Source organism: Bradyrhizobium viridifuturi, from assembly GCF_001238275.1.
Lineage (GTDB): Bacteria > Pseudomonadota > Alphaproteobacteria > Rhizobiales > Xanthobacteraceae > Bradyrhizobium > Bradyrhizobium viridifuturi.
In genome coordinates this window covers 14,608-31,118 of record NZ_LGTB01000052.1, presented here as the reverse complement: position 1 = coordinate 31,118, position 16,511 = coordinate 14,608, and the positions used below count along the sequence as shown (strand labels likewise).

Sequence of the window (16,511 nt, the reverse complement as noted above, 5' to 3'; positions counted from 1 at the left end):
CGGGTAGGACGACCAGGTAAAGCGCAACGAAACCGGACTTGAACCGCCAGCGCGCTTCTTGTTTGAGCAGGATCTTCTCGGAAAACCGCTACGTACTTCTCGCTAACGCGGCCCGCCGGGTCCGGATCATGCTCTAAATATCGGTTCGTCCCCCCGCAAACAAGGGAAGTTCCGGGCGGGAAAGGCCGAAAACCGCTGTTTCAGCGTTCTTGACTTGGCCTTGGGCGGGACTGTAAATGGCGCCCGACTGACGGCCGGGACACTCAGCAACACCCGGCCGCAATGGGGCCATAGCTCAGCTGGGAGAGCGCGTCGTTCGCAATGACGAGGTCGGCGGTTCGATCCCGCCTGGCTCCACCAGCCTTCGCTCGCTTCGCGAGCTTCGGCTCGGCAAGCCGTCTCGTAGCGAAGGCTGCCGCGACGTAGCCCGAAGGGCGAAGCCGGGCTGATCGGCAAAATCGCCCCCCCCACTATCCCCCCTCACGTCCCCGTAAACCTTGGCGGCCGCTTCTCGACAAAGCTCGCGACGCCTTCCCGGAAATCGTTGCCCTTGAGCGCGATCTGCATTTCGCGATTGGCGTCGATGGTGGCTTCCGCGAGGGTCTGGAACGGCACGTCGTAGACTTGGCGCTTGATCACCGCGATCGCGCTCGGCGAGACGAAATCGGCGAGGTCCCGGGCATAGGCGTAAGTTTCCTCGCGCAGCTGCTCCGGCGAAGAGAGCCGGTTGACGAGCCCGATGCGCAGCGCCTCCGCGGCCGACACGCGACGCGCCGACATCAAGAGATCCAGCGCGTTGGCATGGCCGACGATGCGCGGCAGCATCCAGCTGATGCCGTGCTCGGCGATCAGGCCGCGCCGCGCGAAGGCTGTCGTGAACACCGCGCTGTCAGCGGCGAAGCGCAGGTCGCAATAGAGCGCGTGAACCAGGCCGATGCCGGCGGTGGCACCGTTGAGCATCGCAATCACCGGCTTCTTGATGGCGGGATAATAGGCGTAGCGCGTCTGCCAGTCGGCGCGGCGGTTCATGTCGAACGGAATGCTCTCGCCGCGCCTGACCTCGTTGGGATCGATCCCCTGCAGCGCTTCCATGTCGGCGCCGGCGCAGAAGCCGCGGCCCGCGCCGGTCAGGATGATGACGCGCACATTGTCGTCGTTGGATGCGGCCTCCATCGCATGGCGCACGTCGCGCTCCATGATCGCGGTCCACGCATTCATGCGGTCGGGGCGATTGAGCGTGATGGTCGCGATCCGGTCGCTGACCTCATACAGGATGTGCTGGTAGCTCACGGCGTTCTCCCTGGGCCTTGTTGTTATTGATACGCGCGGCGATACGGCCGGCGCGCGGCAGGCGACAGTAGCACATCCATCAGAATGAAAAGGCGGCGCGAAATTCCGCGCGGCGGCTATTCCGCCGCCTGCAACAGCAGCGGCCGCGGTACGCGCGCAATCCAGCCGTCAATGAAATGCTTCAGCCACGCGCGCTCGGCGGCATCGTGCACGGCGCGCCCGGCGAAGTGCTGATGGACCGATTGCGCGCCTGGCTGCTCCATCCGCGCGCAACCGCGCGTGGTCCAGCGATGCATCATCGCGTAGGTCACGTCGGGATGGAATTGCAGGCCGAAGGCATTGCCGAACTGGAACGCCTGCACCGGGAAATCATCGCCCGCAGCAAGCAGGTCCGCGCCGTCGGGCAGTTGGAATCCCTCGCCATGCCAGTGATAGACGCGCGCCGGCCAATCCGGACAGAGCGCGAGACCCGCCTGCGTCGGCCTGACCGGGTAGTAGCCGACCTCGACACGGCCCTGCGGATGCGGCGCGACGCGCGCGCCGAGTTGCCGCGCCAGCATTTGCGCACCGAGGCAGATGCCGAGAACGGGCGCTGCTCACGCAAGGGAACTGAAATCCAGTCGATCTCGCGCCGGACGTAGTCGTCGGCATCGTTGGCGCTCATCGGGCCGCCGCAGATCACCGCGCCCGCATGCGCCTCGAGCGTGTCGGGCAGCGCGTCGCCAAAGCGCGGACGGCGGATGTCGAGGGGGTAACCCAGCGCACGCAGGGCGTTGCCGATCCGGCCGGGAGTCGAGGTCTCCTGATGCAGCACGATCAGCACCGGCCGCCGCGAGGCTTGATCCGAAACCTGATCCACCGGCGTGACCGCGGCCGGCCTTCGGCTTGCGAAGGGCACCACGACGCGGGTTTGGTCAGACCGGAACGACATTGCCTCTGCTTGAAGGTTTGGCCTCTGCTTAAGGATTCGGCACGTAAGGTGCGATCATAGCTAAGTGGTCGTTAACATCGTGTGAGTTTGCGCACAGACGTGGCGAAGCAAATCGCGGGCCAGAAACAGCCTTAACGACGACCGAGGGGACGTTTCAGGAAGGCTAACGCTTGCGGAGCTGGAAGCCGCCGACCGCCGTCAGGATGAAGGAGCGCGGGAACAGCCGGAGCAGGAACGGCACGACCTTGATGAAGGCGCCAGGCAGCACGGCGCGCTTGTTGGCCATCAGGCCGCGATAAGCCTGGCGGGCGACTTCGGCGGGCGCGACGTTGAGGATCGCGGAATCGAACCCGGGCGCGAAGCCGGCGCGGTCCTGAAACTCGGAGGGCACGGGACCCGGGCAAACCACGGTGACGCGCACGCCCTTCGGCGCCAGCTCACAGCGCAATGCCTCGGAGAACGAGAGCACATAGGCCTTGCTGGCGTAGTACACCGCCATGCCGGGGCCCGGCAGGAAGCCGGCGATCGAACCGAGATTGAGGATGCCGCCGCGGTTGCGGATCAGCTGATCGGCAAAACGCAGCGTCAGATCGGTCAGCGCGCGGATGTTGAGGTTGATGATGTTGAGCTGCTCGGCACGGTCGCGCTCGACGGCAAGGCCGAACAGGCCGAAGCGGCATTGTTGACGAGATATTCGACCTCGACCCCGGCCTCGGTCAGGGCTTGCGCGATCCGCTCACCCGCATCGGTCTGCTGCAGATCGCAGGAGATCACGATCGGGGCCGCGCCGCCCTTGGCTCCGAGCTCATCGGCGAGTGCCGTCAGGCGATCAGCGCGCCGCGCCACCAGCGCCACGCGGTGACCATTCGATGCAAACACGCGCGCCAGTTCGGTGCCTATGCCCGCCGATGCCCCGGTTATCAGCGTCACACGCTCAGTCACGTTTCAAACTCTTATTGCAAATTCTAGTGAGGGTCCCCAACGGGGCGACGAGAGCATAGGCATGCGGTGGGATGCAAGCCGTGTATGGGCTTGTGGATAGCCGCCGGGGCGCCGGTTTCGGGACGAAACGACCGATTTTCAGTCGGATCGCACCCAATCGAGGCAGACATTAAAGTTTCGTCATCCGTGATGCCGGCGACGGTGCTCCGCTTGCGCAGCCGACCGTGTCAGATTGCCGCGTCTGCCGTGCCCCAGGGGCCCTTCGGCAACTCCGCCTGCTTCTCGGCGACCCGGTGCTTGAGGTCGATGCGGTCGCGCGAGGAAATGCCGAGCAGATCGGCCGCGCGCCAGACCACATTGTCCTCGAACTCGCTGACCTGACCGTCGGCATAGACCAGCTCCCACATCATCTCGACGATGCGCAGCCGCCCCTCCTCATTCACCGAGCGCATGATCACACTGGTGAAGTGATAGAGGTCCACGGCCTCGCCTTCGACGCGCATCGCAGAAGCGATCAGCTTGTCGGCGGTGCCGGGATCAAGCTGGAAACGGCTCTCGATCAGGCTGTGCAGCTTGCGCGTCTCGGCAGGCGTCGGCTCGCCGTCCAGCGAGACCACATGCACCAAGAGCGCGGTCGCCGCCAGGCGATAGTCGCTATCATCGAAAGCGCGGTCGGCCTTTGCATCGGGGGAGACGATATCGGCAATGAATTGGCGGAGTCCGTCGAGCATCGCTTTCTCTATGCAATGAAGCTGAAGTGTATATGGCGTGGAAACAGAACCGGCGCAATCCGCGCGGGTTCCCGCTGCGGCATTACGTTTCGGCAAGCATTACATTTCTGCAATATGACTACGGTATTTCATACACCACGAGCTTGTCGGCAATGCCGCGCAGCGCCGCTTCCTTCTGGATCGGCTTGATCGCCGCGCGATCGAGGATGCCGGCCACTTCAGCCGATTCCATCACCGGTTGGGTCAGATGGATCTCCTGCGACGTCGACAGGCTCTGCACCCTGGCTGCGATATTCACGGTCTGGCCGAAATAATCCTGCCGCTCGTTCAGCGTCACCGCGAGGCACGGCCCCTCATGGATGCCGATCTTGACGACGAGATCCTCCTTGCCGCGCTCGGTGTTGAGCTGCTTCATCGCCGCCCGCATGCGCAGGCCCGCCGACAATGCGTGCTCGGGCCGGATGAAGGTCGCCATCACGGCATCGCCGATCGTCTTCACGACGGCGCCGCGCTCGGAGGCGATGATGTCGAGCAGTGCGTGGAAATGCGCGCGCACCAGATCGAACGCGGCGAGATCGCCGACCCGCTCATAGAGCGCGGTCGAGCCCTTGAGATCGGTGAACAGGAAAGTCAGCGCGGTGATCTTCAGCCGCTGGTCGACGGTGAGGTTGTCGGCCTTGAACACGTCGCGGAAAGTCTGGTTCGACAGCATCCGCTTCGCGGTGAGGATCGGCTTGCGCTTGCCGAGCAATTTGTGCAGCGGATCGCCGGCGATCCACACCGACGGCAGCACGCGAACGTCGGCATGATTCTCCAGCGTGAGCCGCAGCGGCCCCGGCCGCATTGTCGAAGTGCCGGTCGGCGCATGCGACTTGTTGAACGCGATCGAGAATTGCTGACGATCGGTGGTCGGCTCGCCCTCGACGGCAAAGAAGTGCGCCGAATGCGTCACCGGCTCGAACACGATGACGAACTGGTTGGGCAGGTTGAGCGACAGGATCGCCTTTTCGCCGGGCGGCAGCTCGAGCCCCTCCAGCGTCACCTCATTGATCAGGGTCGACACCGAGCTCTCGTCGAACTCGATCCCGGAACTCCAGAAGATCTGCCGGAAATATTCCCAGATCGGCAGCGTATTGGGATCGTGCGCGGCAATGTGCCGGACGCGCGGGCTGACGGTGAAGGCAACCTCGACCAACTCGTCGACCGAGGCCTCGTAGCCGGCCGCGCACAGCGCGCAATTGTAATCGTCATGGCGCAGCGACTTCAGCGTGGTGTGAGCATCGAGCACGCCGCCACAGCCCGGACACAGCACGTTCCAGCTCATGTCGAACAGGCCGAGCCGCGACGCATGCAGGAAGCCGGAGATCACCTTCTCCTGGTCGAGCCCGGTACGGCCCGCGAAATCCAGAACGTTGATGCGATTGAGCTCGCGATCATGGCCATCGGAGATCAGCTGCTGCATGGCATCGACGACGGCCGGATCGGTCGTCTGCCTGAGGACTGCGAAGTGGGCCTGCGTATCGCTCATGGTGAGCCCCTAGATGAGCATCGGAACACCGCCGCGCAAGGTCAGCGCGGCTTGATCGTGAACACCGGAGAGCGGTTCGGCTGTGTCGTCACCACGCCGATCGGAAGCACCGGGTCCTTGTCCGCCAGCGCGACGCGGAACGCGCCGATGATCTTCGCGAGCGCGAGCGTCGCCTCGACCAGCGCAAAATGTGCGCCGATGCAGACCCTCGCGCCAACACCGAACGGCAGATAGGCAAAGCGATCCGGCGGCGTTTCCGCCATGAAACGCTGTGGTACGAACGCATTCGGGTCGCGCCACAGTTTCTCATGCCGGTGCAACAGCCACGGCGCGATCAGGATTACGTCACCCTTCCTGACCGGACGGCCCATGATGGTGTCGGGACCGCCCGCCGCACGCGCGATCAGGAATGCCGGCGGATAAAGCCGCATGGTTTCATCGATCACGGCGCGGGTGAACTTCAGCTTCTCGAAATCGAGCGCACCCGATGTCGCCACGCTGCTGACTTCTGCTGCCAATTGTTCCTGGGTCTCGGGATCGAGCGCCAACAGATAAAGCGCCCAGAACAGCGCAGTCGCGGTCGTCTCATGGCCGGCCAGGATCATGGTCGCGACCTGGTCGCCAAGCTGGGCATCGGTGAAGGCCTGGCCGGTTTCAGGATCGCGCGCGGCGCCCATCAGGTCGAACAGGTCGCGGGCCGGCGCGTTGTCATCCTTGCCGGCGGCGCGGCGCTCGGCCATCAGCATGCCGACGAATGCGGTCCAGCGCTTGCGGAAGCGGGCGCGGCGGAAATCCTGCGGAGTCGGCCAGTTCAACGGCAACAGCAGGTCCAGCATGTGCGGCCGCGCCAGCGTGTCGCCATACTCCATCACGAAGTCGCGCAGCGCGGCGCCGTGGCGATCCATGCCGAACGAGAACATGGTGCGGCCGGCGATCTCCAGCGTCATGCGTTGCATCACCTCGCGCAGATCGACCGGACCGCCGCTCGCGGTCTTCAGCTTGGCGATGGTCTCGTCGATCGCCGCGATCATGTAGGGCACCAGCGTCGTCACCGCGCGCGGCGTGAACGCCGGCGCCAGTGTGCGGCGCTGATGCTTCCACGCACGGCCTTCGGCGATCAGCAATCCCTCGCCCAGCATCGGACGCAGCACGCGCAGCCCGGCCGGCGTGCGGTGGTAGTTCTCGTAATTGTCGACCAGCACATGGCGGATCGCATCCGGCGTGTTGAGGATGAAGCTCGAATGGTTGAGGAAGCGGCCCTGGACGATGTCGTCCTCATAGGCGCGCTGGCCCCAAGTCTCGATCGGCGAGTTGCGCATCACCCGCATCCGCTGGAACGCGCCCATGTCGGCGGGTGCGCGCGGCGGGGCCGGCGGGACCAAAGGACGCCGCGTGACCGTGATATCGTAGACTTCAGCTATGCTCATGGTCCTCGCTTCCTGCCTCACGCAACGGCCGATCCGGCCATGCGATCCCGGCGCCATGAAGGCGCGCGGACCCTCCACCAGACCTAATAAGTCAGCTCGGCCACCGCAATCCGGTTCTCCGACGCCGGCCAGGCCCGCATCACGATGCGCTCGGCGTTGAAGATCGCGGCGACCGGACGGCCGACCTCGGCGGCGGTGAGCCGCAACGTCGTCACCGCGTCCGTCGGCACGCCGGATTTGACGTCGGCCGGCTCCTTGCCGTCGAACAGCACGATATCGCGCGGCAGGCCGAAATAGCCGCGCGGCCGCGACATCAGCACGATGGCGCCTGCACCAGCATCGGCCGGCGGCATGGGCCGCGCGGCGCGCAGATGCACGATGTCGGATGAACGCGGAAACGGCGAGCGATAGATGTGCGTCGTCACCGCAGCAGGCGAGGTCAGCACGAATTCGAGTGGCCAGGACGGATCGACCTGCGCCGGCCCCCAGCGCCCGTCGGCGCCGGTCTGCGAGCTGTGCAGCGGGCCGCCGAGGCGCTCGCCGGTCTCTGCCGACACATGATAGATGTCGACCACGGCGCCCGGTACCGGCCGGTTGGTCGGCACACCGCCCGGCGTGCCCGTGACGAGTCCGCTCAATCGCACCGCCGTCTCCGGCACGATCTCGATCCGCGACGGCTCACGGCCGGCGACGAACCTGTAGATCTCGCGAAAGGCGCGCGGATGATACGCGGTCTCGCGATGATCGACCGCGCCGAGCACCAGATTGGTCGCGCCCTTCAGCGCCGGACCCTCCGTCGTGACGTTGGTCGGCGTACCCGGCTTGCCGATGAAGCGGCCGTCGGTCTGGGCGTATTTGTCGAGCCCGTCGCTGCGCAAGGTCAGGAACGCGGTGCCCGCGGTCACCTCGCTGTCGCCATCGTTCAGCCCGCGCAGGAACGGACCGCGCCCGTTGAACTCGTTGCCGAGACCGTCGTCGGACGCATAGACGCCGTGATTGGGCGTGCCGCACAGCACCGCGTGGCTGATGTCGCCGCCACCACCATTCTTGACGGTGTTGCGGATCGCATTGCCACCACGCGAATTCCCGACCAGCGCGATCCGCGCGGCGCCGCTGCTCTGTTTGAGCTCCCTGACCGCCTCGGCGAGCGCGCGGCGCTGATCCTCGGTCGAGGAGCGGCCCGCCTGCTCGACCTTGTCGTCGGCGCGCGCCAGCGGATCGGTGAAATTGATTGCGGCCATCCGTTCGCGCGGCACGCCGTTGGACTCCATCCGCCACAGCGTCGTCATCCAGAGCGCGGCGTGATCGCCATTGCCGTGCACGAACAGGATCGGCGGGATGTCGCCAGCCGGCGCCGACTGGGCGAAGGCCGGGACAGGGAGGCGGCCCGCCAGCAGGGTCAGGGCGCCGGCCCCTTGAAAAAATCTCCGCCGCGACAGCGCCATTGATCCCCTTCCCCAAGCCTTTCAGGGCTTTAGCTGTGTCCTACCCCCTTAAAGGATACCGTAAGCGCTGGACAGGACACGCGTTTGCCGGGCATCAGTTGATGCAGCCGGAATCATTCAACAAACCATAGCAGGCCAACCGGAACCGGATATGACCGAACCGCCGAAGCGCCCAGACAGTATCACTGCACCGTTGCGGCATTCAATCTTCCGGCGAATCTGGCTCGCCAGCCTGCTCTCCAATCTCGGCATCCTGATCCAGGGCGTCGGCGCCGCCTGGGCGATGACCCAGATGACCGCGGAGGCCGACAAGGTGGCGCTGGTGCAGACCGCGCTGATGCTGCCGGTGATGCTGATCTCGATGCCGGCCGGCGCCATCGCCGACATGCATGACCGCCGCATCGTGGCGCTGGTGTCGCTGGCGATCGCGCTGTCCGGCGCCACCACGCTGACCGTGCTGGCCTGGCTCAACATGGTGACGCCGAACGTCCTGCTCGCGCTTTGCTTCGTGGTCGGCAGCGGCATGGCGCTGTTCGGCCCGGCCTGGCAATCCTCGGTCAGCGAGCAGGTGCCGTCGGAAACGCTGCCCGCCGCGGTCGCGCTGAACGGCATCAGCTACAACATCGCGCGCAGCTTCGGTCCCGCGATCGGCGGCATCGTGGTGGCGTCCGCCGGCGCCGTGGCGGCCTTCGCGGCCAATGCCGTGCTGTATCTGCCGCTGCTGGCGGTGCTGTTCCTGTGGAATCGCGTCAGCGAGCCGTCGCGGCTGCCGCGCGAGCGGCTCAACCGCGCCATCGTCTCCGGCGTGCGCTACATCACCAATTCACCGTCGATCAAGATCGTGCTGACCCGCACCATGGTGACCGGCATCATCGGCGGCTCGGTCTCGGCGCTGATGCCGCTGGTGGCGCGCGACCTCTTGCACGGCGGCGCACAGACCTACGGCATCATGCTCGGCGCCTTCGGCATGGGCGCGGTGATCGGCGCACTCAACATCAGCGAGATCCGCAGCCGGCTCAGCGGCGAGGCCGCGGTGCGGACCTGCGCGCTGCTGATGGGCGTTGCGATCGCGATCGTCGCGGTGAGCAAGCAGCCGGTCATCACCGCCGCCGCGCTGGTGGTTGCCGGCGCGGTATGGATGCTGGCCATCGCGCTGTTCAATATCGGCGTGCAGCTCTCGGCGCCGCGCTGGGTCGCCGGCCGCTCGCTGGCGGCCTTTCAGGCCTCGATCGCCGGCGGCATCGCGATCGGAAGCTGGTGCTGGGGCCGCATCACCGACCTCGGCGGCGTCGAGATGGCGCTGTTGATCTCCGCCGGCCTGATGCTGTTGTCGCCGCTGCTCGGGATCTGGCTCCGGATGCCGCCGGTCGGCGCGCGCAACGAGGACGCGACCGAGACGCTGGCCGATCCCGAAGTGCGGCTGCAACTGACCGGCCGCAGCGGCCCGCTGGTGGTCGAGATCGAATACCGGGTGGCACAGGACAACGCCCGCGCCTTCCACAATGTGATGCAGGACGTGCAGCTCAGCCGTCAGCGCAACGGCGCCTATGGCTGGTCGATCGCGCGCGACATCGCCGATCCCGAATTGTGGACCGAGCGCTATCATTGTCCGACCTGGCTCGATTTCCTGCGCCAGCGCAACCGCGCCACCCAGATCGAGCGCGAGCTGCATCAGAAGGCGGCCGACTTCCACATCGGCGCCGAGCCGATCCGGGTGCGCCGGATGCTGGAGCGCCCGTTCGGCTCGGTACGCTGGAAGGACGAGACCCCGGACCGCGCCGCCAAGGAAGTGATCCCGGTGGTCGCGACCGCGGCAGGCAGCAGCACGTGAATCTGGTTACTGCCCGTTATCGGTGAGCGTCTGCTGGCAGGCCTTGCTGAGCCGGCTGCGATGCTCCTTCAGGCAGGCCAGCACGACCTGATCGCCCTCGCTGAGATGGGCGCGGCAGAACCGCGAGGCATCGCGCGAGCAGGCATCACGCCCCTGCTGCTGTGCCGAGGCGGCCGACGTCAGCAGAACCAGTGGAACGACGGCAAACAGAAATCGGGTCATCTCTCAAAGCCTCTAAGGAATAGAACGCCGGTTCTATAGCGTTTCAGCGCTGCCAAGAAGCTTGAAACTGGCGCGCCGGCTGGTTTCGGCCCGAGGTGACGGCGTGGGGCGGGCCTGCGTCCCGTCGCCGCAGGTCCATCCCAACCGAGGCCGGCAGATCACTCCGCGGCGGCCCGGCGCTGCGCGGCGAGATCGCGATCCAGCACGACGCGGCAGCTGCTGCTCAGCTGGGAGCGATTCCTGACCATGCAGGCGGTTATCCTGGGGATGTTCGGTATCTCGGAGCTGCACAGGCGGAACGCATCGCCTGTGCACATCTGCTGCGCTTCGGCGCTGAACGCAAAACCCGCGGTCGGCGACAGCACGGCAACGGTGGTCACAATCGCCAGTGCGATGCTGGCGCTGCGGACGTGAACCCGGCTCTTGAAGATGGCGGTCATGATCGGCTCCCATCGGCGCCGCAAATCGCGGGCCCTTGTTTGATGGTCCGATCCTGCATGGGAGCGGGCTGGCCGACTGTGATGGTCATCACGCATGGATAAGGCCCGCTTTTTCTTGTCGTTCCGCCGCCTTGTTGGGACCGCGTTAAGACCTTGTTGGCATTAATCGCTCGTTACGGCTGTGGCGTATCCTTAAGTTCCGAGAGAGTGTGTAGCGATGCGTAGTGCGTTGGGCCTGATGCTGGCCAGTGTTGTAGCGGCGATCGTGATTGCCGGCGTGTGGTTCTGGACCTCCTCCCCGCGTGCCGACGCGGCTCCTCCGCAGACAACGGCAGCAGCCCAGGCCGATCCGCTCCCAGCGGCGGCAAAGCAGGCCGCCAGGGACGACGTCGACACGACCGCCGCGCTGTCGAAGCGCGCCGACGCCACCCAGGCGGCAGCCCCGGCCGCCGCCCCCGCACCGGCGCCGATGCCGGCCCCCGTCGCGGCCATGCCCAAATGCGCCAATCCCGATGGGCTCGGCGTCAGCCGCACCGTCGTGGTCGACACGACAGGTGGCCCGGGCTTCGGCTTCCTGCAGTACAAGCAATATGACTTCCTGACCGACCATGAGGTCGTGCTGACCTTCGACGACGGTCCGTGGCCGACCACGCCCGCCGTGCTCAAGGCGCTGGCGGACGAGTGCACCAAGGCGGTGTTCTTCCCGATCGGCCTGCACACCACCTATCACCCTGACATCCTCCGCCAGGTCGCCGCCGCCGGCCACACCATCGGCGCCCACACCTGGTCGCACGCACATCTGGCGGGCAAGAAGATCACCGAGCAGCAGGCCAAGGACGAGATCGAGAAGGGTTTTAGCGCGGTGAAGCTGGCGCTCGGCGCCAATCCGGCTCCGTTCTTCCGCTTCCCGGCACTGGCGCACACGCCGGCGACCACTGCCTATCTCGGCACCCGCAACATCGCGATGTTCTCGGTCGACGTCGACTCCAACGACTTCAAGTCCAAGAGCTCCGACGAGGTGATCAACAACGTGATGACCAAGCTCGACAAGGAGCACAAGGGCATCATCCTGATGCACGATTTGCAGAAGCATACCGCGCAGGCGCTGCCGACATTGCTGCGCAAGCTGAAGGCCGGCGGTTACAAGGTGGTCTGGATGAAGGCCAAGACCCAGATCGAGACGCTGCCCGAATACGACGCGATGATGGCAAAGACCGAGAAGCCGATCGCAACGGGCCGGCCGATCGGCAACGTCGTGCAGACGGTCGCCGACTAACGCAGCCAACGCACTGAACACGCTCGACGCAAGGCGCCCCTGGATCCGATCCAGGGGCGCTTTCGTTTGTGACGCCGCCGGCGTCTACCAATAGATGCCGTGGCGATGCAGCTCGCCGATGATGCGGCCCTCGGTCCAGCGCCGCGCGTGGCGGCGATGGCTCGACCTGTGCCAAGTCGTCGGCTGCTGCGGCGCCGGCCGTGCGTCCGATTGCACTGATGGCCGAACATTCGCTTGCTGTTGCGCCGGCGCCTGCTGCGCGGCGGGCTGAGCTTGCTGCTGCGGAGCGGGAGCTGGCGGCGCGACGGGCGCTGCGCGCTCAACATACTTTGGCGCAACCGGTGGCTCGACGGCGGGCGCGACCGGCGGATCGGCAACCCTGCCTGCCGTCATCACCGAATTCGACGCCGCCGCCGGCAGCGACCCGGCCCCGCCCAACGACAGGCTTCGTTCGCCCGCCTGCGCAGAGGCAGATATCAAAACCATCGCCGCGATCAGGATGAGTTTGCGCATTGTTGTTCTCCCGTTGTTGGGCGGGAAAATAGCGCGGTCGAGCGGCGTACTTTGTGAGATGCCTCACGCCATCTGGACAGCAGCGGTCAACAGATTGGCATAGTCCAGTCGGATTGTTGGAACTTGGTCCTATCGGCGGCCTCGTATCACCGTAGGTTATGGCCCTGAGACATGGTCTCGACACGACGACGTCCGCCCGTGCACGCTGGCGTCGACAGCACGGGCTTGTGTGCCACGCCTCCGATGATGACCTGGAATAGATTCGTCGGTCTGGCCTTCTCTTTCACGATGCTTGAAGTCTGGAGAATTCAGTGAGTGCATTTGATCAAGGTCGCGTGCGGCCCGGCGATGATGGTTTGGCGAATGCGGCCGCCGAAAAGCTCCGTTCGATGACCCCGGTCGCTGGAGCGATGGCTTATCCGTTCCTGCTCGATGCATTTCACCTCGCGGTCTCACCAATCGATGGGCGAATGTCATTCGGGCGACTTGCCCTGGCGGCCCTCTGCCTGCTGGCCGCGACGGTCGTGCCCTTGCTCGGTCTTGCGTGCGCCTATTGGATGACTATGGCCGCGCCTTCGTCGTTCGAACTGCGTGCACGGCGCCTCGCATACATCAGCGTCGGTGCGCCGCCGTTGTTCGTGCTGACCGGCGTCGGCCTCGGACTGCTGCACATCCCCGTCAGCGACGAGCTGGTATGGGTCGCGGCCTGGCTCGCCGCGGGTCTCTACGTGCTGCTCGGCGGCGAGCCGGAACGGCCGGCGACGTCAGCCGCGATTGCTCCCTCCATTGCCAAATGGCGCGTCACGCATGGCATCGCTGCAGCGATCATCCTGTTCTACGTCGCGTTTCATCTCACCAATCATCTGCTGGGCCTGTTCGGACCCGAGGTTCATGGCGCCGTGATGAAGATCGGACGCACGGTCTATCGCTCCTCCGTGATCGAACCGATCCTCGTCGGCCTGATGCTGTTCCAGATCGCCGTCGGTGTGCGGCTGGCATGGCGCTGGAGCGCGCTGCCGGCGGATGCGTACCGCGTGTTTCAGATCGGCTCCGGCGTCTACCTCGCAGCGTTCATCGTCACCCATCTGAATTCCGCATTCGTCTCGGCGCGGGCCGTGCACCACATCGACACCAATTGGGACTGGGCCTCGGGAGCACCGACCGGCCTGATTCATGACCCCTGGAGCATTCGCCTGGTGCCGCACTACGCGCTTGGTGTCTTCTTCGTCCTCGGCCACCTGGCTTCAGGATTGCGCGGCGTGCTGATCGCGCACGGCGTCGCCACCACAATTGCCAACCAGATCTGGACAACCGGTGTTGCCGCCGGTGCCCTGATCGCGATTGCGATCATGAGCGGATTGTGCGGAGTGCGGATCTAGGCGGAGGACGGCCTTGCGAATTGGTACCGCTTTGTCGCGCCAGGCCGCTACGGGATGTCACCCACGTCTCCAGGCTGGACAGTTCCTGCGTCGCAGCGGGGAGAGGTACTCGGACCTCCGCCCCCGTCATTACGACGGGTGAGTAGGCTGTGTCCGCCGGCGCCATTGCGAATGCTCGCCAAGGAAACCGCCGGGCCTGCTCACGGGAGCGTCTTTCAAAAATGCCCTTGACCCATAGCCAACGTAAGTCGCAGGCTGCCAATCGAAAATAAAAAGCGGAGGAAGGGAGATGATGCCTGTGAACAGGAAAGCGCAATTGCGCGCGGTGTTCAGCTCTCTGGGTGGCGTTATCGCCATCTTTTCCGCGGTATCGGCCGCTTCGGCTCAGTCCGGTGAGCAGGTTTCTGCGGGGCCCACCGACATCGCCGGCATTGTCTCGAGCACTGCGGGACCGGAAGGGGGCGTCTGGGTTATTGCCGAAACGACGGAGCTACCGACGAGGTACGCCAAGATCGTCGTTACGGATGACACGGGCCGCTATCTCATTCCGGATCTGCCGAAGGCAAAATACAAGGTTTGGGTCCGCGGTTACGGCCTGGTCGATTCAAGCCGTGTGGAGGCCGAGCCGGGACAGCAGCTCAGACTGAATGCGACGCTGGCGCCAACCCCGGCCGCGGCTGCGAAATATTATCCCGGCATGTATTGGTACGCGATGCTGAAAATCCCGGCAGCGGATCAGTTTCCCGGCACGGGCGATAACGGCAATCACGTGCCGAGCTTCATGAAGAACCAGGGAAACTGGATCGACCTCATCAAGAACACCTGTCAGTCCTGTCACGCGCTCGGAAGCGAAAACATCCGTTCGCCTCACGTCAAGGAGCTCGGGGAATTCAAGAACTCGACCGAGATGTGGATGCGGCGAATTCAGTCCGGTCAGGCGATGACGCGGATGGCGACCGGCATCGCCCGCGTCGGGCCGGACCTTGGTCTGTCGCTTTTCGCGGATTGGACAGACCGGATCGCGGAGGGCCAATTGCCCGCGACCAAACCGCAGAGGCCCACCGGGCTGGAGCGGAATGTCGTCGTCACACTCTGGGATTGGGCGTCGCCGACACACTACATGCACGACGCCATTTCGACCGACAAGCGCAATCCGCGCGTCAATGCCAACGGCTACATTTACGGCTCGCCGGAGGAATCGACGGACCTGGTGCCGGTCCTCGATCCCGTGAACAACAAGACCTGGAACATCGAGCACCCGTTCATGCCAGGAACACCGTCGGTGAAGGACGATCCGCTCGGAACCTCGGTTTTCTGGGGCGATGAGCCGATCTGGGATGGCCACACCTCCAACCACAATCTCATCATCGATGATGCCAACCGCGTCTGGTTTGCAGCCCGCGTCCGCAGTGCGGACAATCCCGACTGGTGCAAGGCAGGGGGCGATCATCCGTCGGCCAAGGTCGCGCCGCTGAAAGAGTCGGTACGTCACCTCTCGCTCTATGATCCTGCGACGAAGAAGTTCGAGCTCATTCCCACCTGCTTCACCACCCAGCATCTCTACTTCGGGCATGATCGCGACAACACGTTGTGGACCAGTGCCGGTGGAGCAGGTTTTCCCGCGGTCGGCTGGCTGAACACCAGGAAGTATCTGGAGACCCACGATGCCAAGACTTCGCAAGGCTGGGCGCCGCTGATCGTCGACGTCCCGGGATGGGGCAAACGTGGCGAGTATGTCGAGATCGGCCAGCCGGTGGATCTCACGAAGCAGAAGCGCGTGGTGGCAGGTTGGTACGGCGTCCAAGCGAGCCCGGTCGACGACACGATCTGGGGTCAGTCGATGGACAGCGGCTTCTCTAACCTGGATCAGCCGGGATATCTCGTCCACTTCATTCCCGGTTCGGATCCCGCCAACACCGCTTTGGCCGAACTTTTCCAGCCGCCGCCCGGTACCTGGGGGCCGCGCGGTCTTGATATCGACGGCAAGGGCGTCGCCTGGACCGCGCTGTCGAGCGGCCAATTGGCGAGCTTCGACCGATCGAAGTGCAAGGAGCCATTGACGGGAGCCAAGGCGGTCACCGGCGAACAATGCTATGAGGGCTGGACGGTCTATCGCTTCCCCGGTCCGCAGTTCGAGGGGGTCGACAATAGAGGAAGCGCCAACCACGCCTATTATGTCTGGGTCGATCGCTTCAACACCTTCGGCCTCGGTGAGGACGTGCCTCTCGCGATGACAAACGGCGGCGAGGCCATTACTGCGCTGGTCGGCGGCAAGATGCTCGAATTCCACGTCCCCTACCCGGCGTCCTTCTTCACCAAAAACGTGGACGGCCGCATCGACGACCCCAACGGCGGGTGGAAGGGACGTGGACTGTGGACCACGTCGGGTACACGTGCGGTGTTTCACGCCGAAACCGGGAAATCGGAGCAGCCGCGCGTCTACAAGCTGCAACTGCGCCCCGATCCACTGGCGCATTGAAGAGTCGTCGCGACCGAGGACGTCGCTGCTCCGCGCGTCTTTGGTCAGGCTGCGCTCGCACGCCTGGCGTCCGGGTT

General features: G+C 65.1%; 12 protein-coding genes, 1 tRNA gene and 2 pseudogenes. 5 read left to right on the top strand and 10 right to left on the bottom strand.

The window, feature by feature from the left end:
* Positions 1–284: 284 nt before the first annotated feature.
* A tRNA-Ala gene (locus tag ALC15_RS35390) sits at positions 285–360 on the top strand.
* Between the two features lie 120 nt (positions 361–480).
* On the opposite strand, the gene ALC15_RS35385 is transcribed toward ALC15_RS35390, so the two are convergent.
* The 7 genes and pseudogenes from ALC15_RS35385 to ALC15_RS35355 all read right to left on the bottom strand — a co-directional run bounded on the left by ALC15_RS35385 (position 481) and on the right by ALC15_RS35355 (position 8,294).
* Entirely contained in the window at positions 481–1,290 is an 810-nt protein-coding gene (locus tag ALC15_RS35385) for an enoyl-CoA hydratase (protein ID WP_050631292.1), read from the bottom strand.
* A gap of 116 nt (positions 1,291–1,406) precedes the next feature.
* Positions 1,407–2,221, bottom strand: a pseudogene (locus tag ALC15_RS35380) (glutamine amidotransferase).
* A gap of 163 nt (positions 2,222–2,384) precedes the next feature.
* Positions 2,385–3,163, bottom strand: a pseudogene (locus ALC15_RS35375) (SDR family NAD(P)-dependent oxidoreductase).
* A 227-nt stretch (positions 3,164–3,390) separates the two neighbouring features.
* Positions 3,391–3,894, bottom strand: a complete 504-nt coding sequence (locus ALC15_RS35370; RefSeq protein ID WP_050631291.1) for a tellurite resistance TerB family protein — start codon at positions 3,892–3,894, stop codon at positions 3,391–3,393.
* Between the two features lie 118 nt (positions 3,895–4,012).
* A complete protein-coding gene (locus tag ALC15_RS35365; protein ID WP_050631290.1) occupies positions 4,013–5,422 on the bottom strand; it encodes an adenylate/guanylate cyclase domain-containing protein in 1,410 nt (469 codons plus the stop codon).
* Between the two features lie 41 nt (positions 5,423–5,463).
* Positions 5,464–6,849: a cytochrome P450 gene (locus tag ALC15_RS35360; RefSeq protein WP_050631317.1), complete on the bottom strand. Its 1,386-nt coding sequence runs from the start codon at positions 6,847–6,849 to the stop codon at positions 5,464–5,466.
* An 83-nt stretch (positions 6,850–6,932) separates the two neighbouring features.
* Complete coding sequence (locus ALC15_RS35355) at positions 6,933–8,294, bottom strand: hydrolase (protein WP_050631289.1); 1,362 nt, start codon at positions 8,292–8,294, stop codon at positions 6,933–6,935.
* A 151-nt stretch (positions 8,295–8,445) separates the two neighbouring features.
* Here ALC15_RS35355 and ALC15_RS35350 point away from each other — a divergent pair, with 151 nt between their 5' ends.
* Positions 8,446–10,125 (top strand): MFS transporter, encoded by a 1,680-nt coding sequence (locus ALC15_RS35350; protein WP_050631288.1) that lies wholly within the window; start codon positions 8,446–8,448, stop codon positions 10,123–10,125.
* A gap of 6 nt (positions 10,126–10,131) precedes the next feature.
* On the opposite strand, the gene ALC15_RS35345 is transcribed toward ALC15_RS35350, so the two are convergent.
* Together ALC15_RS35345 and ALC15_RS35340 are read right to left on the bottom strand one after the other, a co-directional pair.
* Complete coding sequence (locus ALC15_RS35345; protein ID WP_050631287.1) at positions 10,132–10,347, bottom strand: cysteine rich repeat-containing protein; 216 nt, start codon at positions 10,345–10,347, stop codon at positions 10,132–10,134.
* Between the two features lie 158 nt (positions 10,348–10,505).
* Positions 10,506–10,787 carry a hypothetical protein gene (locus tag ALC15_RS35340; protein ID WP_094194315.1) on the bottom strand — a complete coding sequence of 94 codons (282 nt, stop codon included), beginning with the start codon at positions 10,785–10,787 and terminating at the stop codon, positions 10,506–10,508.
* A 217-nt stretch (positions 10,788–11,004) separates the two neighbouring features.
* On the opposite strand from ALC15_RS35340, the gene ALC15_RS35335 reads away from it, so the two are divergent.
* Positions 11,005–12,063, top strand: a complete 1,059-nt coding sequence (locus tag ALC15_RS35335; RefSeq protein ID WP_050631286.1) for a polysaccharide deacetylase family protein — start codon at positions 11,005–11,007, stop codon at positions 12,061–12,063.
* 84 nt (positions 12,064–12,147) lie between these two features.
* Here ALC15_RS35335 and ALC15_RS35330 read toward each other — a convergent pair whose 3' ends face one another.
* Positions 12,148–12,576 carry a hypothetical protein gene (locus ALC15_RS35330; RefSeq protein ID WP_050631285.1) on the bottom strand — a complete coding sequence of 143 codons (429 nt, stop codon included), beginning with the start codon at positions 12,574–12,576 and terminating at the stop codon, positions 12,148–12,150.
* Positions 12,577–12,887: 311 nt separating this feature from the next.
* On the opposite strand from ALC15_RS35330, the gene ALC15_RS35325 reads away from it, so the two are divergent.
* Positions 12,888–13,955, top strand: coding sequence for a hypothetical protein (locus ALC15_RS35325; protein WP_244486395.1), 1,068 nt, complete (start codon positions 12,888–12,890; stop codon positions 13,953–13,955).
* A 292-nt stretch (positions 13,956–14,247) separates the two neighbouring features.
* A complete protein-coding gene (locus ALC15_RS35320; protein WP_050631315.1) occupies positions 14,248–16,434 on the top strand; it encodes a carboxypeptidase-like regulatory domain-containing protein in 2,187 nt (728 codons plus the stop codon).
* Positions 16,435–16,511 lie beyond the last annotated feature (77 nt).

Bases quoted from the DNA above. Each gene is read 5' to 3' on its own strand.
- ALC15_RS35365 (WP_050631290.1), bottom strand. From the start codon at position 5,422: ATGAGCGATACGCAGGCCCACTTCGCAGTCCTCAGGCAGACGACCGAT.
- ALC15_RS35355 (WP_050631289.1), bottom strand. From the start codon at position 8,294: ATGGCGCTGTCGCGGCGGAGATTTTTTCAAGGGGCCGGCGCCCTGACC.
- ALC15_RS35370 (WP_050631291.1), bottom strand. From the start codon at position 3,894: ATGCTCGACGGACTCCGCCAATTCATTGCCGATATCGTCTCCCCCGAT.
- ALC15_RS35320 (WP_050631315.1), top strand. From the start codon at position 14,248: ATGCCTGTGAACAGGAAAGCGCAATTGCGCGCGGTGTTCAGCTCTCTG.
- ALC15_RS35340 (WP_094194315.1), bottom strand. From the start codon at position 10,787: ATGACCGCCATCTTCAAGAGCCGGGTTCACGTCCGCAGCGCCAGCATC.
- ALC15_RS35330 (WP_050631285.1), bottom strand. From the start codon at position 12,576: ATGCGCAAACTCATCCTGATCGCGGCGATGGTTTTGATATCTGCCTCT.
- ALC15_RS35360 (WP_050631317.1), bottom strand. From the start codon at position 6,849: ATGAGCATAGCTGAAGTCTACGATATCACGGTCACGCGGCGTCCTTTG.
- ALC15_RS35335 (WP_050631286.1), top strand. From the start codon at position 11,005: ATGCGTAGTGCGTTGGGCCTGATGCTGGCCAGTGTTGTAGCGGCGATC.
- ALC15_RS35350 (WP_050631288.1), top strand. From the start codon at position 8,446: ATGACCGAACCGCCGAAGCGCCCAGACAGTATCACTGCACCGTTGCGG.
- ALC15_RS35345 (WP_050631287.1), bottom strand. From the start codon at position 10,347: ATGACCCGATTTCTGTTTGCCGTCGTTCCACTGGTTCTGCTGACGTCG.